Source organism: Mycobacterium sp. SMC-15, from assembly GCF_045310925.1.
Taxonomy (GTDB): Bacteria; Actinomycetota; Actinomycetes; order Mycobacteriales; family Mycobacteriaceae; genus Mycobacterium.
On record NZ_JBJIAJ010000005.1, the window covers coordinates 243,186 to 264,061 of the forward strand.

The following is a 20,876-nucleotide window of genomic DNA, read 5'->3' on the forward strand; positions in this document are numbered from 1 at the left end:
CTAGCCGGGTGAGCTGCCGATAACCCCGTCGGCAGCCAAGGCAGCGATCTCGGTCTCGGAAAGGCCCAGCTCGCTGAGCAGCTCATGATTGTGCTGGCCCAGCAGCGGTGCGTGGCGGGTATGAGTACGGTGCGGGCGCTGCGACATCCGGGCGGGCAGTGTGCTGTGTGGCGCGGGGCCGTTGACCGGGTGATCGACCTGCTCGAAGAAGCCCCGCTCGGCCAACTGCGCCAACTCGGTCTGGCGATGCGGTTGCATGACCTTGGCGACCGGAACGTCAGCGTTCCACAGTGTTTCGACGACGTCGTCGGCGCTGCGGGTCGCGCACCAGCCGGACAGCTCCTGGTCGATGAGGTCGTGGCGTGCGCGCCGTCCGGCCGCGTCCGCCAGGGCCGGATCGGCGGCCCAGGACGGGTCGCCCAGTGCGACACGCAGGCTGCCCCACTGCTCATCGGTGGCGACCGCGATCGCAACCCAGCAGTCGTCCCGGCCGAATTCGTCGATGCCGGCGGTCTGATAGAAGTTCTGCGGGGCGGCTGCGGGCCCGCGGTTTCCGTCACGTTGCAGCAGCGCACCGTTGGCGGAGTATTCGATCACCTGCTCGGCGGCGATATTGAGTGCGGCGTCGATCATGGCCGCCTCCACCAGCACGCCCTGCCCGGTGCGGCGGCGATGCTCCAGTGCCAGCAGCAGACCCGTCAGCGCATGCACGCCCGCATTCGGGTCCCCGATGGAATACGGCTCATAAGGGTTGCGATCGGGGTAGCCGGTCAGCCAGCTCAGCCCGGCGGCGTCCTCGATGACGTAGGCGAACGCCGGGTTGTCCCGCCACGGGCCGTTCAGGCCGAATCCGGGCATCCGCAGCATGATCACGTCGCTGCGCAGCGACTGCACGAATTCGAAGTCCAGACCCAGATTCTCGATGACACGGGGGGTGAAGTTCTCGACGACGACATCGCAGGTGGCGATCAGGCGGTGCAGCACCTCGCGGCCGGCCTGTGTCTGGAAGTCCAGCGTCAGACCCTTCTTGTTGGTGTTGAGCGCCGAGAAGATCGGGGACTTCTCCCACCACGACTCCTCGCTGACCGGTATCCCGGCGATCAGCCGGGTGCCGTCGGGATGCCGGGTCGACTCGAGATGGATCACCTCGGCGCCGAGCATGGCCAGCAGGTGCGTGCACGACGGTCCGGCCCAGAAGGTGGTCATGTCCAGCACGCGTATGCCACTCAGCGGCAGCCGTTCCCCGGCCGATCCCGAAGCCGGGGCGTCACGTCGCGACGGCGGCATCTGCCGGTAGTGGTCGGTGTGTTCACCCAGTCGCGGCGCCGAGGTCGGTGCCTGCAGCGCCACACCGCTGAGCCGATAGGGCGGAACCGGCTGGAGGAACCCGTCCCGTGGATTGCGGGTGAACACCTGGCGATGCCGGAAATGGTCAAATGTCGGTACGTTCTCCCCGTTGCCGACCGGCGAGTTGGGTATCCGGAACGCCGACGCCAGGTCGCGGACATCGTCGATCTTGTGACTGCGTACCCACTCGTACAGCTCCGCTGCGTGCAGGTTCGCCTGCTCGGTGATCGACAGCGGCGAGTTCTCGTCGATCCACTCGTCGTGACCCGACATCGCACACAGGTCGAACCACTGCTGCGCGGTGCCGCAGCCCAGCGCGACCAGACCGTCGGCGGCCTCGGCCACACCGGGCACCGTCGGTCGGCGTTCGGACCGCCAAGGGCGATCGAGGACCTGAAAGTAGGTGACGGGATAGTAAGTGAGGCCGAGGATCTGGGCTTCCAGCGCGGACAGGTCGATCAGTTCCCCGCACCCGTCGCGCAGCGCGCGGACCCGCGACGCCAACGTCATCGCGGCCGCGTAGGCCCCAGCGAGCCAGTCGCCGACCTGCCCGCCGATGTGTACCGGAGCGCGGTCCTGCGAACCCCGTCCCAGGCCGACAGCTCCCCCCGACCAGGCCTGCAAGGTGAACTCGGTGGCCGGGCGATCCCGCCACGCCCCATGCAGTCCGAACGGCGTGATCGTGGTGACCACCAGGTGCGGGTGACGCCGGTGGATCTCGGCGGGCGCCAGCGACGGGTGGCGACCGACAGCTCCATCGGGCGACCACACCACCGCATCGGCGGATGCCAGCAGCCGGTGCACCAACTCGATGTCTTCGGTGCTGCCCGGGTCGGCGACGACACTGTGTTTGGAACAGCCCAGGAAGCTGAACAGGACACCGCCGGCGTCGACGTCGACCTCGGCCCCCGAGGCCGACCATCCGCGCAATGAACCACCGTGCGGGGGTTCGACATCAACCACCGTCGCTCCCCCGTCGGCGAGCATCTTGGTGGCATAGGCGCCGGCGATACCGTCGGACAGGTCGACGACGGTGTAGCCGTGCAGTGGTTCCACGGCGTCAGGATTCCTTGTTGCGGCTTGACTTGCTCAGCCGGAAGTCGGGAGGAAACCTCGAGTCGTTGTCCTTGACCGCTCCGGACAGACCGGATTCGATGGCGTCGTCGAGCATCAGGTCATCAGCGTCGGGTGCCACGCCGGAACCCATCGACTCGAAGAACGCCGACAGCAGACTGCCCATGTACTCGCCCTGATGCTGCTTGTATACCTCGAAGAACATCTTCTGCATGAACACGGTGTCCACCGGGCGGTTGCGCGCGCAGGCCAGCGCGTACTTGTCGACCTCGGCTTCGAGCTCCTCGCGCGTGACCACCTTGTTGAGGAAGTTGCACTTCTCCATGTCGGCGGCGGTGAAAGGCCGTCCGGTGAACACCATTTCGGAGAACTTTCGCAGCCCCATCATCTGCACCCAGGTCCACATCCGCGGTCCCCAGCCGTAGTAACGGAACGACGGGTGGCCGAACAGTGCGTCGTCGCTGGAGATCACCAGATCGGCGTCGGCGGCCTGATAGAAGTGCCAGCCATAGCAGTAGCCCTTTGCTTCCACGATGCTGATCTTCTTGAGCTCCTGCAGCGGCCGGTTGCCGGCTTGCACGTTGGCGTACCAGGCGCTGATGGTGGCGCCGTTGCGAAAGGTGCCTTTGGGCGGATAGTTGACGTCCATACCTTCCAAACGCAGCTCGGCCAAACGCTTTTCCGGCTCGTCTACGCCCTCCATGAACTCGGGAAGATCCGCACCGCTACCCAGGTTGTCCCCGACACCGCGGATCACCACCACTTTGACGTCGTTGTCCACACTGGCCCCACGCAGCAGGTCCGCGTAGCGCAGCCGCGCCGATGACGTCGGAGCATTGAGGTATTCGGGGCGGTCGAAGGTGATGGTGGCGATCTTGGTGGCCGGATCCTTGTGGTAGCGGATGATCTCTTCCGCGGACGGCCGCTGGGAAGACCCTGGCGTGTCTGACATTCGCGAACTGCTCCTTCAACTCGGACTGGTGGTCAACACTTCGTGGCCGTCCTCGGTGATCAATACGGCCTCACGCCCGAATACCGCACCCACCCCGGGTTCGAACACATAACCGGTGACGGCCAGCACCATGCCCGGCTCCAACCTGCCGGACGCCGCGGTCCGCGGCAGATGAGCCGACACTACCGGCGGGTCGAATCCCAGCCCCAGACCATGCGCCACCGGAACCGGCGGCAGCGGCTCCCCGGCGTCGGCGTAGGCACTCAGCAGCGCGCTGCACGATGCGCCGGGACTGCAGGCACCGGACAGCCTCTCCCACAGACCATCCCAGCGCCGGTAGAGAGCAGCGGTGTTGGCGTCGGCCCGACCGCCGACCGGAAAGGTGCGTCCGACCTCGGCGAGGTAGCCGCCGGCGAGCACAGCTGCCGAGATCGCTACCAGGTCACCGGTCCGGACCCGGCCGTCGCCGCTCGCACGCCGCCACGGATGTTCCCGCGAGGTCACCCAGGCGGCGTCTTGGTTGGCCGGGGCGCTGTCCCCTCCCGCGGTCATCGCCTCCATCAGCACCCCGGCCAACGTCTGTTCGCTGACACCGTCTTCCAACGCTCCCGCCGCCGCTGCCAACGCCGACTGGGCGGCCGCCACCGCGGTCCGCAGCGCGGCGATCTCCTCGGCGGTCTTGATGGACCGCGCGGCCCGCATGGCGGGCTCCCCGTCAACGAGGTCGGCTTGCGGGAACGCCAGCGGAAGCAGTTGGGCGAACAGCGGTGACATCGCATCGGTTCCGACCCGTCGCGCGGTCAGCGCCCCGTCGAGATGCGCTAGCGCGGCAATGATGTTCGTCGGATTCCACGAAGCCTCGTTCAGGTGATCGTGCGGAATGTCCTCGGGTACACCTTGATCCGACGAGCTCAGCAGATGAACCGCGCCGCTCGCACGCACCAGTACGCCGTTGGGGGCAAACGAACGGGTGCCCGCCATCCAGCGTTGCGGAGTGCCGGTCAGGTAGCGGACATTGGCCTGGCGCCCCAACACCAGCACATCGAGATCATGCGCTTCCATCTGAGCCAGCGCGCGCTCACGTCGCCCGCAACCCAGCGCCAGCGCATCCGGCGCAACCTCAGTACGCATACGGCGCCTGAGGGTCGTCGGTCAGCGAGAGGAAGCCGTCCTCGGTGATCACCACAACGTGCTTGCTGCGGTATCCGCCGGTGCCGTTCCCCCACACCATCGGCTCCAGCACCAACACCATGCCCGGCTCGAACACAAAGTTCTCGTCGAATTCGGTACCCAGGTCGGTGCCGATCATCGGCGCCTCGCCCGCAGTCACGCCAAGGCCGTGGCCGAGGTAGCCGTGGGGCAACCATGGCCGCCGTCCACCGTTGGCGGTACTGGCCACCCGGGCCAGGTCTCCGGCGGTGACACCGGCCCGCGTCACGTCCAGCACCGCGGAGAGCACCGCATGCCATTGTCGAAACTGCTTCTGCTGGTGTGGGTTCGGGTCGGCTCCGACGAACCAGGTGCGTCCGAATGCCGAGCAGTATCCGCCGTAACTGATCGAGGTGTCAGACCACACCACGTCACCCACGGCCAGCTCCCGATCGGAGGCCAACAGCGGCAGGTCGCCGCGGGCTCTGCCGTCATTCGTCACCTGCCAGATCGGTTCGAGCATGATGGCGTCGGCACCGAATTCGAAAGCCCGCCGCAGGAAGTGCGCCGACAGGTCGCGTGGCCGGATACCGGGATCCAGCGTCGCGTGCACCGCGGCCATCGCCCGTGCGGTGATCCGGCATGCGGTACGGATGCACGACAGTTCATCGGCGGTCTTGGTCAGTTTGGCGGCGTTGACCACCTGAGCCGCATCGACCGGCCGGCGCGCCGCGAACAGCCGCTGGTGAGCACGCCGCATGGCGCCGGTGCATTCGTCGACCCCGACCACGGCGGTGCCCGGGATCAATTCGGCGATGGTTCGGGCGAATTGGTCGACACCTTCGTCGCATTCGAGGAACGCCGGTGCGTGCAAGTGATCGGCGGCCAGATCTGTGTCCCAGGCGTTCCGCAACGGGGCGAACAGGTGCGTCCACGGGTCGTCGGCAAGCACCACGGCGACCGGTCGATCGATGTGGGACAGGCCGGCGTCACCCAGCCGCCAGCTGGTACCGGTGGCATAGGTGACGGCGCTATTGCCTAACAGCACCAGGGCATCGATACCCCGCTCGGCCATCGCCGCTCGCAGCCGGGTGCCCGTTTCCCGGCGCAGCCGGGCTCGGTCCGGGACTTCTGCGATCTCTACGCCGCCGGCCACGGCCGACAGCGTTGCCGCAGCAGCCGCCATCAGACACCCAGGAATGCTTTGATGTTGGCGCTCACCACTTTCGCCGCGTCCTGCGGTCCCAGTGCTGCGACAACGCTGGCCAGCGACTTCTCCGAGTAGCCGAAGGTGCTCTCGTTGTGCGGGTAGTCCGAGGACCACATGACCTTGTCCACCCCGATCTGGTCGATCAGCCGCAGGCCAAGGGGGTCGACCATGAACGAAGCGTTCATGTGGGTGTCCCAATAATGCCGGATGTCGTACTGCAGCTGGTGGGTGAACATGTGTTGGTAGGAGGCGAGTAGGTGTTCGGCGTCCTGCAAAGCGGTCGGAACCCACGCGATCCCGCCTTCGAACCAACCGATCCGCAGTGCCGGGTGACGGTCCAGGATGCCGGAGAAGATGTACTTGGCGAACTGCTCGCGGAATGAGTCGACGTTGACCATCATGCCCACTACCACGCTGTTGACTTCGCAGGGCGTCTTCGGCGGGGTTTCACCGATGTGGTGGGTGATCGGCAGCCCGGCCTGCTCGATCTCGTCCCACACCGGATCCATCACCCGGGCGCCGAAGTCGATGATGTTGCCGTCGTCGTCCTTGCCGGGGTTCAGCGGCAGTAGGAATGTCTTGAGTCCCAAGGATTTCAATTCGTCCAGCGTGCGCCGGGTACCTGCGGGGTCCCACCAGTTGATCAGACCCACCCCGTAGAAGTGACCGTTCGACCGCTCCTGCAGCTCCGCCATGTACTCGTTGTAGATGCGGAACACCCGCTCCCGAAGCTCCTTGTCGGGGAAATGAAACAAAGCGAGTACAGCGTTCGGAAACGCCAGTTCCTTGTCGACGCCGTCGGTGGCCAGCTCCTGGATCCGGGCCTCGATATTGCTGCTGGCCGCACCGGCCAGATCGTCGTATTGCATCAGGACCGCCGAGAAGTCGCCCGGCAGGAATGACTGTCCCTTGCGGCCGACCATGTACGCGCCGTCCTCGTACCAGATCCGGGGCGCCTTGTCCTTGAGGTCCTCGGGAAACCGCTGGTAGAAGATGTCGTCGGCGATCGAGATGTGATTGTCGGCGGAGAACACCTCGGTTCCCGCAGGCAGCCCGACGTTGCCGAAGCCCGCCTCGGCCTGGCCGTGCCGGTCCTTGGGCGCCCCGTAGCCGCCGGCGGGATAGAACGCGGCGGCTTCAGTTGATGTGCTGGACATGTCAATCCACTTCCAATCGGGCGGTTACCAGGTGACGGGGAGCTCGTAGACGCCGTAGGCGAGCCGGTCGTTCTTGAACGGAATCTCGTCGATGTCCACCGCCAGCTTCAGGGTGGGGATGCGCTGGAACAGGGTGCGGAAGGCGATCACCATCTCGGCGCGGGCCAGCTGCTGACCGACGCACTGGTGCGGGCCGAACCCAAACGCCATGTGCTGGCGGGCCGGGCGCGCCAGGTCCAGCGCGTCCGGGTCGGGGAAGACCGAGGCGTCCCAATTGGCCGGCGCCAAGTCGATGATGATGCCCTCGCCGGCGCGAATGGTCTCGCCGGCGATCTCGATGTCATCGAGGGCGACCCGGCGCTGGCCGTTCTGGATGATCGACAGGTAGCGCAGCAGTTCCTCGACGGCGTTGGCGATCGCGGCGTCGTCGCCGTCGCGGAACACCGCGGTCTTCTCGGCGATCCTGTCCGGCTCGCGCAACAGCGCCGCGATACCCAAACCGATCATGTTCGCAGTGGTCTCGTGTCCGGCGATGAGCATCCCCGTGCCCAGCTGGGTGGCCTCCCGTACCGACAGATCACCGTTCGACACGCGCTTCCCCAGGTCGGAGACCATGTCCTCGGCCGGGTCGGCCATCTTGGCCTCCAGCAGCCGCACCAGGTACTTGGACAGCTCGGTGGCACCCGCGGCAAGGTCGTCGGAGGTGGCGTATCGATCCACCCCCATGGTGGCGTGCTGCTGGAAGAACTCATGGTCCTCGTACGGCACGCCCAGCAGTTCACTGATCACCAGGGAGGGAATCGGCAGCGCGAATCCCTCGATCAGGTCGGCCGGTTGCGGACCGGCCAAGATCGCGTCGATGTATTCGTCGGTGATCCGTTGCGCCACTGGCTTCATCGCCTCGACGCGCTTCATGGTCAGTGCGGGCGACAGGATTCGGCGATACCGGATGTGCTCGGCGCCGTCGGAGGTGAACACCGACTTGGGGCGGTGATCGACACTGGCGCGCATGCCCTCGTTCCAGTGCGGGAAGCCGGGCTGGTGATCGTCGACGCTGACGCGGGGATCGGAGAACAGGGTGCGCACCGCCTCGTAGCCGGTGATCAGCCACGGTGTGCTGCCGTCCCAGATCCGTACCCGGCTCAGCGGCCGCTGCGCGGCCAGCGCCATGGTCTCCGGCGGCGGCGCAAAGGGGCACCGGCCGTCCCGGCTCATCGGGTACTCCGGTGTTGCGGTACTGGCAATGGTGGACGCTTCGGTCACGCTCACTCCTCGACGATCTTGATGGCTCCGGACGGACAGACGCGGGCCGCCTGGCGCACGGCGTCGGCCAACTCCTGCGGCGGGGACTGATCGAGCAGGACGACGACGCCGTCCTCATCACGCTGGTCGAACACGCGCGGCGCAAATCCCACGCATTGCCCCGATGACGCGCAGATGTCTTGGTCGGCAGCGACTTTCATTGCTAACCTCCTGGAACTCCGGTGACCGGAGCGAGCCACAGCCCCACGATTGCGTCGATCAGGTCGGAGCCGGCTTCGGTCCAGCTGGCGGATGTCGACGCTCCGGACGCCAGCGCTCGTTCGTGTTCGGCGCAGCTGTGCATCAACAGGTTTCGGGCCATCACATTGCGGGCCTGGTGGACCCGGACCGGAAGATCCGGCAGGCAGGCGTTGATGCCATCGACGACCTGCACCAGAGACGGCGAACTCAGCGCGTCCTTGACGACGATGTTGTGGTAGGCCGGATCGGCCATCACCTGTGCGGCAAATCGCGCGTACCAGGTCGGATTGCCCAACGCGGCAAGGTGATCGGTGAGCGGACGGACCAGGCACGACACCCAGTGGCGCAGTTCGGTGGAATCCACCGCAGCCGACACCATCTCTTCGCGCAGCCGCTCGACCGGCACCCGGTGGCGGCGCTCGATCTCGCGGACCAGGTCGGTCTTCGTGCCGAAGTGGTACCCGACGGCGGCGTTGTTGCCCTGGCCGGCAGCTTCACTGACCTGCCGGTTGGAGACCGCGAAAACCCCATGTTCGGCGAACAGCTGTTCGGCCGCGGTCAGGATCGCCTCCCGCGTGCTGTTGGCCCGCTCAGCCCGCACGGCTCGATCAGCGGTAGTCACGACGTCAGTCAATCGTGGTTCACGTTTTAAGTCAAGCGATTGATTTAATTGCCTGCGCCGTCCGCCGGCTTGCTGCGCCGCCGGATCGCTTTGCCCGCGACAGTCCCGCCGTCCACCGGCAGCACCACGCCGGTCACGTACCGGGAGCGCTCGCCGGCGAGGTAGAGCGCGGCTTCGGCGACGTCGGCCGCGGTGCCCTCCCGCTTCAGGGGCCGGTCGGCCCGCATCGTCTCGCGAATCGCCGCTTCGTACCGCGCCAGGTCATCTGGATCCAGGTTCGTCGCTGCCGACGACGCCACGAATGGCGTCGGAACGTTGCCGGGCGCAATGGCATTGACCCGGATGTCGTAATGGGCCAGCTCAATCGCCGCGGACTTGGTGAATTGGATGACCGCGGCTTTCGAGGCGCGATAGGTCATCACCCCGCCGCCGGCCTGGATGCCGCCGATCGAGGTCAGATTGAGGATCGACCCGCCGCCGGCCTTGGACATCTGCCGGGCCGCGTCGCGGGTACCGGCCATCACGCCGAGCACGTTGACCGCCATGATGCGGTGGAAGTCCGCCAGGTCGTCGTCGAGAAACCTGTTGTGCATGGTGCCCGAGACCCCGGCGTTGTTGACCATGACGTCCAGTCCCCCGAACGTCTCGACGGCCGTTTCGACCAGCGCGCCCACTTGGGCCGGTTCGGAGACGTCGGCGACCCGGAACGTCGCATCCGCACCGAGTTGTCCCGCGAGCGCTTCGCCGCGTTCGCGATCCAGATCGGCGATGACGACGCGTGCCCCCTCGGCGAGGAATCGCTCGGCGATCCCGCGGCCGATACCCGATGCACCTCCGGTGACGATTGCCACCTTGCCGGCCAATTCGTTGCCCATCTGCACCCTTCCGCCGCGACCGCGCTCGTCGTTCGACTCAACCCGTTTCCCCGAGTTCAGTCAAGCGACTGATTTAAATGGCCAGTCGACCTAGAGTCGGCAAGATGACAGGCCCCGTCTCGGCTGATGCTCGGCTGGAGATCTCCGCCCTGCTCTATCGCTACGCCCGCGCCGTCGACTCCAAGGACTGGGCGCTGTATCGATCGGTATTCACCGAGAACGCCGTCATCGACTACACGTCAGCGGGCGCGATCCGCGGCACGCGTGACGAAGTCGCCGATTGGCTGGCGACCGGTTTCCAGGCAATCCCGATGTCGATGCACTACATCACCAACATCGAGGTGTTGGAATACACCGGCGATGCAGCGCTCGTGCGGGCGATGTTCTACAACCCGATGCAGCTGCCCGGCATGACGGGCTTGAGCTACTGCGGTGGCTATTACCACCACGAGCTGGTCCGCGCCGAAAATGGCTGGCGCAGCGCAAACCTGCGCGAGGAGAACGTCTGGTTCACCAATCCCCCGGTCCGTCACGACGTCGGTTAAGCCATCGCAGATTCGGCGGCACAGAGTTGTCAGACCCCCCCTGCAATGCTTTGGCTATGACCTCGATCGCACCGGCAGCCAGCGCCGAAGCGCGTGGTGGCACGCCTCTCGAGGTGCTCTTCGAGGAGTTGGCGGAGTTGACCGGTCAGCGCAATGCTGTCGATGCGCGCATGGTGGAGATCATCGCCCAGATCGAACGCGACGAGCTGTGGGGTTCTACCGGCGCACGATCGATCGCGGCGCTCGTGGCCTGGAAAACCGGTGTGTCACCGGGAAACGCCCACACGATCAGCACCGTCGCACACCGGCTTGCCGAGTTCCCCCGCTGCGCCGAAGGCATGCGGGAAGGCCGTCTGTCGCTCGATCAGGTCGGCGTCATCGCGGGGCGGGCCGGCGACGGCTCCGATGAGCACTATGCGCAGCTGGCGGCTTCTGCCACGGTCAACCAGCTGCGCACCGCGGTCAAGCTCGAACCGCGACCCGAACCCGAGCCCCGGCCGCAGCCGGCGCGCTCGATCACCAAAATCACCGACGAGCAGTCCAGCTGCTGGCGGATCAAACTCGATCACCTCGACGCGGCCAAGTTCGACGCGGCACTGCAGTCTCATCTGGATGCCCTGCTGGCCGAGTGGAAACACGACCATGACGGCTGCGCAACAGATCAAGCGTCCCCGCCACCGACGACGGCTGATGCATTCATGCGTCTGGTCGAGGCCGATGGGACTCCGAGACCGCCCGCCGGCCCCACGGGCAGCACACCACCGTGGTGGCGCACCTCGACGTCAAAGAACGGGCCGCGGCGCTGCACCTAGGTCCGCTGCTCTCCGATGACGAACGCCAATACCTGCTGTGCGACGCCAGCTTTGAGGTGTGGTTCGAGCGCAACGGTGAGGTCATCGGCGCCGGTCGCGCCACCCGCGCAATCAACCGTCGGCTGCGCCGCGCCCTTGAGCACCGCGACCGCTGCTGCGTGGTTCCCGGCTGTGGGGCGACCCGGGGGCTGCATGCCCATCACATCCGGCACTGGGAAGACGGTGGCGAGACCGAGCTCGCCAACCTGGTGCTGGTCTGCCCCTACCATCATCGGCTACACCACCGCGGTCTCATCACCATCACCGGAGGCGCCGCCCACCTCATCATCACCGACAACAGCGGCCGACCACTAAGCTCCGCATCACTGGCCCGCCCACCCAAGCAGCCCCCGCCCACAGTGGCGCCGTGTCCTGGGCCCACCGGCGAACGCGCCCAATGGTGGTGGTACCAACCTTTCCAACCGCAAGCACCACCGACAACCAACTAGATCCGATATTTCGATCGCACTCGGCCGATCACCCGGCACAGAAATCCAGCAGTAAGCCGTTGACCTGTTCGGCCTGTTCGATCTGCGGGCAGTGGCCGGCGTCGGCGACGACCGTCGCGCGCCCGCCGGGTATCTGATCGGCGATCTGGGCCGCCCAGCCGGGCGGGAGCAGCTTGTCGCAGCCACCTTCAATCACCAGCGTCGGTACCGAAATGCGGTCGTAGCGGCGACTGCTCGACGCCGGTGGCGGCGGTTCGGCACCGGGCCTGCGGAACCGCGCCGCCGCGATCGCCTCCCAGGCCCCGGGTGCGGTGCTCGACGCGTAGCGCCGTCCCACGTACTCGTCGTCGGCCGGATAGGCCGGGTCGTGAAACAGCGCTGCCACGATCCGGCGCATCGCCGGCACCGTCGCGTCGTAGTCGTAGAGCGCGGCCATGTGCTCGTTCTGCTGGATGTCGCCGCCACCGCAGATGGCTACCAGTCGCCGCACCGGCAACAGCGGCGCCTCCGAGGTGGTATCGACCAGCAGCATGATCGCGCCCATCGAATTGCCGACGAAATCCGCCGATTCGACCCCCAGCGCCGCGCAGAGCCGTGCGACGTGCCGGACCCGCATGCCGCGCCCGTCGTTGAAATCGATCACCTTGGCCGATTCCCCGAACCCGAGCAGGTCGGGTGCGAGCACCCGGTGGCGTTGGGCCAGCGCGGGAATGGTGCGTTCCCAGCCGATCTCGGCGCCGGCACCGAACTCACCGCCGTGCAACAGGACCACCGCGGGGGCCGCCGGGTCGCCTGCCTCCAGGTAGGAAGTGCTCAGGCCGTCCACGACGACGGACTTGCGGGTAACCGGCACGGGGACTCCTCAGTCAGGGATCAGCGGGCCGATCGGCCGGGTCGTGGTGGCGTGCACCAGCAGTTCGGCCAGTTCGGCGGGGCGGCTCAGGAACGGCGAGTGCGAGGCGTCGATGGTCAGCGGTTCGACGCCGAGCCGCGTGCAGACCAGGTCGGCCAGCCAGCGCGGATAGGCCCGGTCCTGTTCGCAGCGAATGAAGCTGCGGCCGATATCGGCCGCCCAGAAGTGCGGCACCGACACTGGCGCAACCGTGGTCTCGCCAAACCGTTCCGGCCCGAGCCGTTCGAAGGCCCACCGCAGCGTTTCGTCATCGCAATCGTGGTAGAAGTACTGCCGTGCCCCGCCGATGTCGGCGAAGGTCATCGTCCCGTCGTCGGCGAAGTGCAGATGGCTCAGCATGTCAGCGGCCGCGGTGTCGAAGAACTGGGCTCCCTCGCTACCCATCGTCATCGCATCGGTGTAGCTGCGGCCCTCTCTGGGCAGAGCCGCGGCAAGATAGATGATGTGGCGCACCAGATCCGGGGCACTGTCGGCGCCCAGGGTGGCGTCGAACCCACCGCCGGAGTGCCCTACCAGGACGTCGCCGGTTTGCAGCACCGCGGCCACGGCCTCCCGGCGGTTGGCCAGGGTGGACTCCTCGTGGAGCCGGGCGCCGTGGCCGGGTAGGTCGACGGCGATACCGGTGTGGCCGATCTTCGCCAACTCCGCGATGGTGCGACTCCAACACCAGCCCGCATGAAATCCACCGTGCACAAAGACGAATCGCATGCTGCTCCTGCCCCGGGTTACTTGATCGCGATCGGATTCACCGGGGACCCGACTCCGCCGGTCACCCGCAAAGGCGGTGCAACCAACTGAAATTCGTAACGGCCGTCGGCGGCGCAATCCGCGGCGAGCGCACCGAGGTCCCAGTACTCCCCGAGCATCAACCCCATGTCGCGCAGGCACAACATATGCAGGGGCAGATACGTTCCCTCGACGCCCGAAACCGGGTCCTCGACCATCAAGTTGTCCGCGGCCACAGCCGCGACGTCATGGGCGTGCAGCCAGGAGGCGCACCGCCAGTCCAGTCCGGCACCCGGTTCGGCACCGTTGCCGGTTTGCGAAAACCTTTCCCACCAACCGGTTCGAACCACCACGATGTCACCGGGTTCCACGCTGACCTGTTGGGCTCGGGCGACGTCGTCGAGTTCCTCCGGGGTGATCGGGGTCCCCAAGGGCAGGAAGGTGTCCGCTCCGCGGTGGGCGACCACGTCGAGCAGCACTCCCCGCGAGGTGATCCCCTTGCCGTCGACTTTGTCGATACCGCAGTGGTAGGCGCCCAGGCTGGTCACCGAACCCGCCGGGAAGCCGTTGTAGAGCTGGTCGTCGTAGTAGACATGCGAGAGCGCATCCCACTGACTGGCGGCCTGCAACGGCATCACGATCATGTCGTCGTTGAACCGGAACGGGTTGTCGACGAAGAACTCGCCCAGTTGCTGCGCCGCGATGTTGCGGTGCCATTCCGGGCCGTACTGCGCCAGCGTGCTGACGTCACCGCCGTCGACGGTCATCACGTGAATCGGGTTGTTCCGGAACTGGAGCGCGCCCTGCGGTCCCGAGGACCCGAAGTCCACCCCGAGCGGGAACACCTTGCCGCGTCGAACCAGGCCGGCCGCCTCGGCGACCTTCTGCGGCGTGATGAGGTTCAGGGTGCCCAGTTCGTCGGCGTCGCCCCACCGCCCCCAGTTGCGGACCGTCTCGGCCACTCGCCGGAACTCGGTCAGGCTGGCCACGGCACCGACCCGTCGGTCAGTGCGGCGGCGGCTCGGCCGCTGATGTTGCCGCCGTCGACCCAGAGCACCTGCCCCGTGATGTATCCGGCGGCCGGGCTGTTCAGAAACACCAGTGGCGCAGCCTGTTCGCCCGCGCTGGCGACCCGCCCCAGCGGTTTGGGAATGTCATCGAGAAACCCCTGCCCATAGCTGCTGCGCAGTTGGTCGAGGATCGGGGTCTCGGTGACGCCGGGCGCCGTGCAGTTGATCCGGATCCCGCGATGCGCCAGCGGGCCGGCGTTGAGCATGCCGTAGAGGATGATCGCTTCCTTGGAAAGTCGGTAGCCGCCGTCGACGAGCGCGGCGGGATTGGCACGGCACCACTGTAATCCGGCAGCCATGCCCTGCGAGTTCAACAGGCCGACGGTTGTCTGCGCGTTCTCGCGGTAGGCCGTCGCCGCCAGCGAGGACACATTGGCGATCGCCGAACCTGCCGGCATCACCGGCAGCAGCGCTTCAGTGAGATGACGCAAGCCCAGAAAATTGATCGTGACCACCCGCTCCGGGTCACCGATGCCCGAGGACACCCCCGCGACGTTGAACAGCGCGTCGACCCGCCCCACCTCGCAGATGGCAGCCACGGCGCGGTCGATGGACGCCGAATCCGCCAGATCTGTCGCGTGAAACTCGTCGGCACTAGCCGCGGGTTCGACCCGGTCCACGCCGACGACCTGCGCTCCGAGTTCGCCGAGCTGCGTCACCAGCGCGGCGCCGATTCCCGACGCGCAGCCGGTGACCACGGTTCGTCGCCCGTCGTAGCGCCACAGCGCGGACGCTGCGCTCACTGCTGGCCGCGTGCTCTCTCTTCTTTGGCCAGCTGCGCAGCCTGCACCCGACCCTCGTTCATCTCGGCCATCGCCTCGGGGATCTCGGTGGCGGTGAACGTGCCGCCTCGACCGGTCGGCAGTCCGCCGAACGAGTAGGACTCATCGAATGCCGGCGCGGTGGGCGCGGGTCGGCGGGCCTCGAGCTTTTCCAGCACCGGTTCGAGCCGCTTGGCCTTCTCGGCGACCGCCTTCTCATCGCGTTCGATGAACTCCGGCAGCACCTCCTTGCCCATCAGCTCGATGGCCTCCATGGTCGCCTCATGGCTGCGCGGGTTGAGCAACAGGATCAGCTCATCGACGCCGCTCTCTTCGTAGCCGCGCAGGAACTCCCTTGCGGTCGCTGGGCTTCCGATCGCCCCGCGGCCCGGCCCATAGGCCAGCGTCGGGTCCTTCTCGACCTCTTCGAGGTAGCGGTTCCACACCCCGGTCCGGCCCGGGGTGTGCTCGCCGGTCATGTAGTAGTGCATGATCCCGAACGAGAAGAATCCACCTCCGACTCCAAGGCGCGCGACGGCCTGCTCATCGGTGGGGGCCACCATCATCGACAGGTCGCCGCCGATCGCCAGGATGTTCGGGTTCACCTGGGGGGTGACCGGGACGCCGTTCTCTTCGAGTTCCTTGTAGTAGCCGTTGACCCGCTCGGCCAGCGGTCCCGGACCGGTGTAGGCGAAGCTCAAGGCGCCGATGCATTTCTGAGCGGCCATCTGCACCGACGCCGGCCGGGTGCAGGCCACCCAGACCGGCGGATGCGGCTTCTGCATCGGCTTGGGCACCACGTTGCGGGCCGGCATCTGGACATGCTGGCCGTCAAAGCCGGTAAACGGCTCCTCGGTCATACAGCGGATCGAGACCTCGAGTGCTTCCTCCCATTGGGTCCGTTTGTCGGCCGGGTCGATCCCGAATCCGCCGAGCTCGGCGATCGAGGATCCCTCCCCGGTGCCGAATTCGACCCGGCCACCGGACAACAGGTCCAGGGTGGCGACCCGCTCGGCCACCCGAGCGGGGTGGTTGACCACCGGGGGCAGGTGCATGATCCCGAAACCGAGCCGGATGTTCTTGGTCCGCTGGCTGGCCGCGGCCAAGAACATCTCCGGCGCGGTGGCGTGGCAGTACTCCTCCAGGAAGTGGTGCTCGGTGAGCCAGACCGTGGAGAACCCGGCCTTGTCGGCCAGCTCCACCTCGTCGAGGCCGTCGGAGAACAGCTGGCGTTCATCGTCGTCGGACCATGGACGCGGCAGCGCGAATTCGTAGAACAGTGAGATCTTCACGTTTTACCTCCTGGGCGATTGGTTGGGAGTCTGCGATTCGGCGAGACGATGGTGCGTGCAGATGTGTTGGGCGGCCACGTAACCGAAAGTCATCGCCGGTCCGATGGTTGCTCCGGCCCCGGCGTAGCTACGGCCCATCACCGGGGCCGAGGTGTTGCCCACCGCATAGAGACCGTCGATCACCGAGTCGTCGGCGCGCAGCACCCGCGCGTCCTCGTCGGTACGCAGGCCACCCGAGGTGCCCAGGTCGCCGAGGATGATGCGGAACGCGTAGTAGGGCGGCTTGCCCAGTGGGTGCAGGTTGGGGTTGGGCAGCGTCGGATCGCCGTAGTAGTTGTCGTAGACACTGTCGCCGCGACGGAAGTCGTCGTCGTGGCCGGAGCGAGCCAGCTCGTTGAACCGTTGCGCGGTGCTGCACAGCCGTTCGGGTGGAACGCCGATCTCGCCTGCCAGCTCCTCAAAGGAGTTGGCCGCCTTGACCACACCGGAGTCCAGCCAGGCTTGCGGTATCCGGCGCCCGGTTGGTACCGGTGCGCCGGGGATCTTCGGGATCGGCAGGTGCCCGGCGACGACGTAGCGGTGAAAGGATCGCTGGTCGGTGACCAGCCAGCACGGGATGTGGGTGACACCGGCCTGCTGTCCGGCGATCATGGCGTGCGCGAAATCCATGTAGGGCGCCGCCTCGTTGATGAAGCGCTCGCCGTCGCCGTTGACGATGAACTGCGACGGCATCATGCGTTCGTTGAGCATGAACTGCAGTCGGCCATCGGGCCAACACAGTGCCGGGAACCACCAGGCCTCGTCGAGCAGTTCGGTCGCCGCGCCGATGCGTTCGGCGGCCCGGATCCCGTCGCCGGTCGCGAGCGGATTGCCGAAGCTCCAATCGTGTTCCAGCACAGGCTGATGCTGCTGGCGCCAGGCCAGGTCGTGGTCGAATCCGCCGCTGGCCAGGATCACGCCGCGGCGCGCCGATATGCGCTGGGCCCGGCCGCCGCGCTGCACCACCGCACCGGTCACCGCACCCGATTCGTCGGTGGTGAGCTCGGTCATCGGCGTGTCGAGCCACAGTGGGATATCGCGTTCGACCATCGCCAGCCGAAGCCGCGCGGCCAGCGATTGGCCGATGGCGGCCATCCGGTCTCCGAAAACCCGGGCGCGAAACATCCGCCACAGCAGCTTGGCCAGCACCGCTTTGCCGCGCCATGATTGACGGACCTGATAGAAAAGCCGAAGGTCCTTGGGCCCCAGCCAGATCCCCTTGGGCGCCAACGCCAGCGGCGCCAGTAGATTCTGTTCCTCGTCGCCGAGCTTGCGCAGGTCGATGGCGGGCACGTTGATGGTGCTGCCCAGTTCGGAGCCGCCGGGCAGCTCCGGGTAGTAGTCGGCATAGCCGGGCTTCCAGACGAACTCGAACCAGGCGCTGGTCTGCTCCAGGAACTCCATCATCCGCGGCGCGGCATCCACATACTGCCGCAGCCGGGCGTCGCTGACCAGCCCGTCGGTGATCGAACGCAGGTAGGTGAGGACATCGTCGGGGTCGGGCGCATAGCCCTCCCGACGCTGCGACGGCGCCCCCGGCACCCAGATGCCGCCGCCGGACAGCGCGGTAGAGCCGCCGAAGTATCGCGACTTCTCCACCACCAGGGTGTCCAGGCCGCGGGCGTGCGCGGCCAGCGCCGCGGTCATTCCGCCGCCGCCGGAGCCGATGATGAGCACGTCGACGACGTGGTCTGCGTCGGTCACCGGAGCACCTCCGTGTGTTCTGCGGTGCGGATGGCGAACCCGGCGATCAGCTCCGGCGCCGCCCGGTAGTAACGACGACCGGTGCGGTAGCCGCCCTGGGCTGCGAGTGCACCGAAAGCGGCTGCCCAGGTGCGGATCTCATGCGCGGAACCACCACCGGACTCGGTGATGTATGTGTTGGTCCAGTCGTTGAGTTCGTCAAGGCGTCCACTGTCCACGATCGACAGGAAGCGCTCGTCGAATTCCGGGTTCAGCGGGGCGAGGTTGTTGGTCCCCGCGGCGAAGTCGCGCGCTGCCGCGATGGTTGCCTCCTGGCGGGCCTGGCGCTGCTCGGCACTCATGGCGGTGCCGTGCAGGATCCGGTCCCGGGTGACCGGCGGCGCGGTCGCCAGTGTCGGGATCGGCGGATCGTGCGAGAGCCCACCGGATCCCACCACGAGTACCCGTAGGTCCAGGCCGGCGAGGAACTCCCCTACCGCCGCGCCTAGCGCGCGGGCGCGGTGTATCGGTCCCAGCGGGGCGGCGACCGCGTTGATGAAGATCGGGATCACCGGGCATGCGCCCGCGTCCCCGAACAGCCGCTCCAACGGCTGCGTCACGGCATGGTCGACGTCCATGGACGCCGAAACAGCCACGTCCACACCGCGTTCCAGCACCGCCTGCGCGCACTCGCGCGCGATGTCGGCCGGAACGTTCAGCGCCCCGAGGTGCGTGCCATAGTCACCGATGCCCTGGGCCGCGGTGCCGACGCAGAACGGCGGCATCAGTTGCAGAAAGAACCCGTTGTAGTGATCCGGCGCGAAGATCACCGTCAGCTGTGGGTTGAAGTCGGCGACGAACGACGCGGCGTCGGCGATCGCGGCGTCGATGTCGTCCATTAACTCACGGGGTGGTCCCGGCAGATTCAGCAGTGGGCTGTGGGACATGCAGCACAGGGCCAGTGTCATCGGTGCGATCACCCCCTTGCGCGGTCACGGCCAGGACGTCGAAGAGTCGTGAGCTCACCTCGGGGGCGCGCTGGGCGATGCAGGCCGCGGCGATGCAACGGTCCGGGCGCAGGAACAGCACCGATTCGCTGTGCCGGTCGAACCAGGCTTTCAGCGCTCCGGTCCGATCGCCGACGATGGTGATCGCGGGGTCATCGGCCTGGCCGGGCGGGGTCCAATGCAGCTGGGTCGACGGCCGCACCGCGATAAAGCTGGCCCCCAGCGCCGTCCACCGTGCGAAGACCTCTTCGCCGAGCAGCGCCCGGGGATTGTTGTTCCAGGCCAATACCGCGAACCCGGCGCCGATCACCTCGTCGAGGAGTAGGTCTGTGCCACTGCGGGTGTCAACGCGCGGCTGGATGAACAGGGTTCCCGCCGGGGAATCGGGACGGTGTGGCTGGTCATGAACGACCGCACCCTGCTCGTAGCGCGGCATCGGCTTGAACCGCATCTCCAGGACATAGCGTTTGAGGGTCGGCACCGCCGAGGCCGCGCGGATCACCCGGTCACGCAGGCCCGCCACGCGGCGGTTGGTCGGCGAAATCACCTTGCCCACCATCGTGGAAAGGTCGATCATCGCGCGGGCGTGCCTGCGGCGCTCGGTGTCGTAGCTGTCCAGCAGGCTCGGCCCGGCCTGGCCGCGGACCACGGCGGCCAGCTTCCAGCCCAGGTTCATCGCGTCGCGGATGCCGCTGTTGTAGCCCTGGCCCTGCCAGACCGGCATCAGATGCGCGGCGTCACCGGCCAACAGCAGCCGGCCGCGGCGGAAGGCCCCGGCGATCCGGGAGTGGTGGGTGTACACCCGGCGGCGGATCACGTCGACATCGTGCGGATGCGGAACGAACGGGGCCAGCATGGCCGCGACGAACTCGGGGTCTTGCGCCTGCTCGTCGGTCTCGTCGGCGTGAATCATGAACTCGAACCGGCGGATACCGTGCGCGATCGAGATCGAGGCGTATGGGCGCGCCGGGTCGGCACCGACCTCGCTGTTGGGGTGGCCCAGTGGATCATTGGCGATGTCGACCACCAGCCAGCGCGTCGACGAGGTGGTGCCGTCGAAGGACACTCCCATCAGTCGGCGAGTGGCGCTGCGCCCGCCGTCGCACCCGACGACGTAGCGAGCCGAGACGGTCTGCGGTTCCAATCCTTCACCGCCGATACTCACCGTGACCGATTCGCTGTGCCCATGCGGCGGTCCCAGCTTCGCCTCTCCTCCGTCGAGCCTCGCTGAACCGCCGGTCTCAGCGATCCCGGTCATCGGCCGGCCCCACAACACCTCGACGTGGTCGAAGCGTTCCAGGCCGCGGAGCAGTTCGGCGTCGACCAGCGGCTGCACGAAGCCGTTGCGCTTGGGCCAGCCGAAACAGGCGTCGGCGGGCGCCATTTCGGCCAGCAGGCGCCGGCGGCCGTCGTAGAACCGCAGGATCTGGTTGGGGACGGTGTGCGGCAGTACGGCGTCCACCAGGCCGATCGCCTGGAAGGTACGCAGCGACTCGTCGTCGAGGCCGACCCCGCGGGGATAGTCGATGAGAGTGTCGCGGTCCTCGATGACCAGGGTGCGAATCCTCTGCAGGCCGAGGATATTGGCCAGTGTCAGGCCGACCGGACCGGCGCCGACCACGACGACTTCGACATCACTGGGCGCGGCCAC

The 20,876-nt window shown here is 67.1% G+C and carries 19 protein-coding genes and 1 pseudogene; 3 read left to right on the top strand and 17 right to left on the bottom strand.

What is annotated here, in order from left to right; all coding sequences use genetic code 11:
- The 9 genes from ACJH71_RS09920 to ACJH71_RS09960 are packed head-to-tail and all read right to left on the bottom strand — an operon-like array spanning position 1 to position 9,889.
- Positions 1 to 2,403: a CoA transferase gene (locus ACJH71_RS09920; protein ID WP_406757837.1), complete on the bottom strand. Its 2,403-nt coding sequence runs from the start codon at positions 2,401 to 2,403 to the stop codon at positions 1 to 3.
- A gap of 4 nt (positions 2,404 to 2,407) precedes the next feature.
- Complete coding sequence (locus ACJH71_RS09925) at positions 2,408 to 3,373, bottom strand: enoyl-CoA hydratase/isomerase family protein (protein ID WP_406757838.1); 966 nt, start codon at positions 3,371 to 3,373, stop codon at positions 2,408 to 2,410.
- A 15-nt stretch (positions 3,374 to 3,388) separates the two neighbouring features.
- Positions 3,389 to 4,504 (bottom strand): M24 family metallopeptidase, encoded by a 1,116-nt coding sequence (locus tag ACJH71_RS09930; protein ID WP_406757839.1) that lies wholly within the window; start codon positions 4,502 to 4,504, stop codon positions 3,389 to 3,391.
- Positions 4,494 to 5,708: a M24 family metallopeptidase gene (locus tag ACJH71_RS09935; protein WP_406757840.1), complete on the bottom strand. Its 1,215-nt coding sequence runs from the start codon at positions 5,706 to 5,708 to the stop codon at positions 4,494 to 4,496. Before ACJH71_RS09935 ends, ACJH71_RS09930 begins: the two co-directional genes overlap by 11 nt.
- The gene (locus ACJH71_RS09940) at positions 5,708 to 6,889 is read right to left on the bottom strand and encodes an amidohydrolase family protein (protein ID WP_406757841.1); all 1,182 of its coding nucleotides are present in this window, start codon (positions 6,887 to 6,889) and stop codon (positions 5,708 to 5,710) included. The genes ACJH71_RS09935 and ACJH71_RS09940 overlap by 1 nt, the downstream gene beginning before the upstream one ends.
- Before the next feature lie 24 nt (positions 6,890 to 6,913).
- A complete protein-coding gene (locus ACJH71_RS09945) occupies positions 6,914 to 8,104 on the bottom strand; it encodes a cytochrome P450 (protein WP_406757928.1) in 1,191 nt (396 codons plus the stop codon).
- Between the two features lie 50 nt (positions 8,105 to 8,154).
- A complete protein-coding gene (locus tag ACJH71_RS09950; RefSeq protein ID WP_406757842.1) occupies positions 8,155 to 8,352 on the bottom strand; it encodes a ferredoxin in 198 nt (65 codons plus the stop codon).
- Positions 8,353 to 8,354: 2 nt separating this feature from the next.
- Positions 8,355 to 9,014, bottom strand: coding sequence for a TetR family transcriptional regulator (locus tag ACJH71_RS09955; RefSeq protein WP_406757843.1), 660 nt, complete (start codon positions 9,012 to 9,014; stop codon positions 8,355 to 8,357).
- 44 nt (positions 9,015 to 9,058) lie between these two features.
- The gene (locus tag ACJH71_RS09960) at positions 9,059 to 9,889 is read right to left on the bottom strand and encodes an SDR family NAD(P)-dependent oxidoreductase (protein WP_406757844.1); all 831 of its coding nucleotides are present in this window, start codon (positions 9,887 to 9,889) and stop codon (positions 9,059 to 9,061) included.
- Between the two features lie 104 nt (positions 9,890 to 9,993).
- Between ACJH71_RS09960 and ACJH71_RS09965 the strand changes: the two genes are divergently transcribed.
- From ACJH71_RS09965 to ACJH71_RS09975, 3 genes and pseudogenes are all read left to right on the top strand, one after another.
- A complete protein-coding gene (locus ACJH71_RS09965; RefSeq protein WP_406757845.1) occupies positions 9,994 to 10,434 on the top strand; it encodes a nuclear transport factor 2 family protein in 441 nt (146 codons plus the stop codon).
- 170 nt (positions 10,435 to 10,604) lie between these two features.
- Positions 10,605 to 11,335: pseudogene (locus ACJH71_RS09970) on the top strand (DUF222 domain-containing protein); the annotation flags it as partial.
- A gap of 69 nt (positions 11,336 to 11,404) precedes the next feature.
- Entirely contained in the window at positions 11,405 to 11,734 is a 330-nt protein-coding gene (locus ACJH71_RS09975; RefSeq protein ID WP_406757929.1) for an HNH endonuclease signature motif containing protein, read from the top strand.
- Between the two features lie 28 nt (positions 11,735 to 11,762).
- Here the strand turns inward: ACJH71_RS09975 and ACJH71_RS09980 are convergent, their stop codons facing one another.
- From ACJH71_RS09980 to ACJH71_RS10015, 8 genes are read right to left on the bottom strand one after another with little or no spacing between them, the layout of a single operon-like run.
- Positions 11,763 to 12,587 carry an alpha/beta fold hydrolase gene (locus tag ACJH71_RS09980; protein ID WP_406757846.1) on the bottom strand — a complete coding sequence of 275 codons (825 nt, stop codon included), beginning with the start codon at positions 12,585 to 12,587 and terminating at the stop codon, positions 11,763 to 11,765.
- 9 nt (positions 12,588 to 12,596) lie between these two features.
- A complete protein-coding gene (locus ACJH71_RS09985) occupies positions 12,597 to 13,355 on the bottom strand; it encodes an alpha/beta fold hydrolase (protein ID WP_406757847.1) in 759 nt (252 codons plus the stop codon).
- Between the two features lie 17 nt (positions 13,356 to 13,372).
- Entirely contained in the window at positions 13,373 to 14,362 is a 990-nt protein-coding gene (locus ACJH71_RS09990; RefSeq protein WP_406757848.1) for a cyclase family protein, read from the bottom strand.
- Positions 14,350 to 15,186 carry a coniferyl-alcohol dehydrogenase gene (locus ACJH71_RS09995; RefSeq protein WP_406757849.1) on the bottom strand — a complete coding sequence of 279 codons (837 nt, stop codon included), beginning with the start codon at positions 15,184 to 15,186 and terminating at the stop codon, positions 14,350 to 14,352. The genes ACJH71_RS09990 and ACJH71_RS09995 overlap by 13 nt, the downstream gene beginning before the upstream one ends.
- On the bottom strand, positions 15,183 to 16,496 hold the full coding sequence (locus ACJH71_RS10000; RefSeq protein WP_406757850.1) for an LLM class flavin-dependent oxidoreductase: 1,314 nt from the start codon (positions 16,494 to 16,496) through the stop codon (positions 15,183 to 15,185). The genes ACJH71_RS09995 and ACJH71_RS10000 overlap by 4 nt, the downstream gene beginning before the upstream one ends.
- Positions 16,497 to 16,499: 3 nt before the next feature.
- Positions 16,500 to 18,239, bottom strand: coding sequence for an FAD-binding protein (locus ACJH71_RS10005; protein ID WP_406757851.1), 1,740 nt, complete (start codon positions 18,237 to 18,239; stop codon positions 16,500 to 16,502).
- Positions 18,236 to 19,165: a 3-carboxyethylcatechol 2,3-dioxygenase gene (locus ACJH71_RS10010; protein ID WP_406757852.1), complete on the bottom strand. Its 930-nt coding sequence runs from the start codon at positions 19,163 to 19,165 to the stop codon at positions 18,236 to 18,238. Before ACJH71_RS10010 ends, ACJH71_RS10005 begins: the two co-directional genes overlap by 4 nt.
- A complete protein-coding gene (locus ACJH71_RS10015; protein ID WP_406757853.1) occupies positions 19,122 to 20,876 on the bottom strand; it encodes a bifunctional 3-(3-hydroxy-phenyl)propionate/3-hydroxycinnamic acid hydroxylase in 1,755 nt (584 codons plus the stop codon). Before ACJH71_RS10015 ends, ACJH71_RS10010 begins: the two co-directional genes overlap by 44 nt.

What these genes read in the sequence shown, in the direction of transcription:
- ACJH71_RS09935 (WP_406757840.1), bottom strand. Translation starts at nt 5,708, where the DNA reads ATGGCGGCTGCTGCGGCAACGCTGTCGGCCGTGGCCGGCGGCGTAGAG.
- ACJH71_RS09950 (WP_406757842.1), bottom strand. Translation starts at nt 8,352, where the DNA reads ATGAAAGTCGCTGCCGACCAAGACATCTGCGCGTCATCGGGGCAATGC.
- ACJH71_RS10010 (WP_406757852.1), bottom strand. Translation starts at nt 19,165, where the DNA reads ATGTCCCACAGCCCACTGCTGAATCTGCCGGGACCACCCCGTGAGTTA.
- ACJH71_RS09960 (WP_406757844.1), bottom strand. Translation starts at nt 9,889, where the DNA reads ATGGGCAACGAATTGGCCGGCAAGGTGGCAATCGTCACCGGAGGTGCA.
- ACJH71_RS09965 (WP_406757845.1), top strand. Translation starts at nt 9,994, where the DNA reads ATGACAGGCCCCGTCTCGGCTGATGCTCGGCTGGAGATCTCCGCCCTG.
- ACJH71_RS09985 (WP_406757847.1), bottom strand. Translation starts at nt 13,355, where the DNA reads ATGCGATTCGTCTTTGTGCACGGTGGATTTCATGCGGGCTGGTGTTGG.
- ACJH71_RS09925 (WP_406757838.1), bottom strand. Translation starts at nt 3,373, where the DNA reads ATGTCAGACACGCCAGGGTCTTCCCAGCGGCCGTCCGCGGAAGAGATC.
- ACJH71_RS09945 (WP_406757928.1), bottom strand. Translation starts at nt 8,104, where the DNA reads ATGAGCCGGGACGGCCGGTGCCCCTTTGCGCCGCCGCCGGAGACCATG.
- ACJH71_RS09930 (WP_406757839.1), bottom strand. Translation starts at nt 4,504, where the DNA reads ATGCGTACTGAGGTTGCGCCGGATGCGCTGGCGCTGGGTTGCGGGCGA.
- ACJH71_RS09940 (WP_406757841.1), bottom strand. Translation starts at nt 6,889, where the DNA reads ATGTCCAGCACATCAACTGAAGCCGCCGCGTTCTATCCCGCCGGCGGC.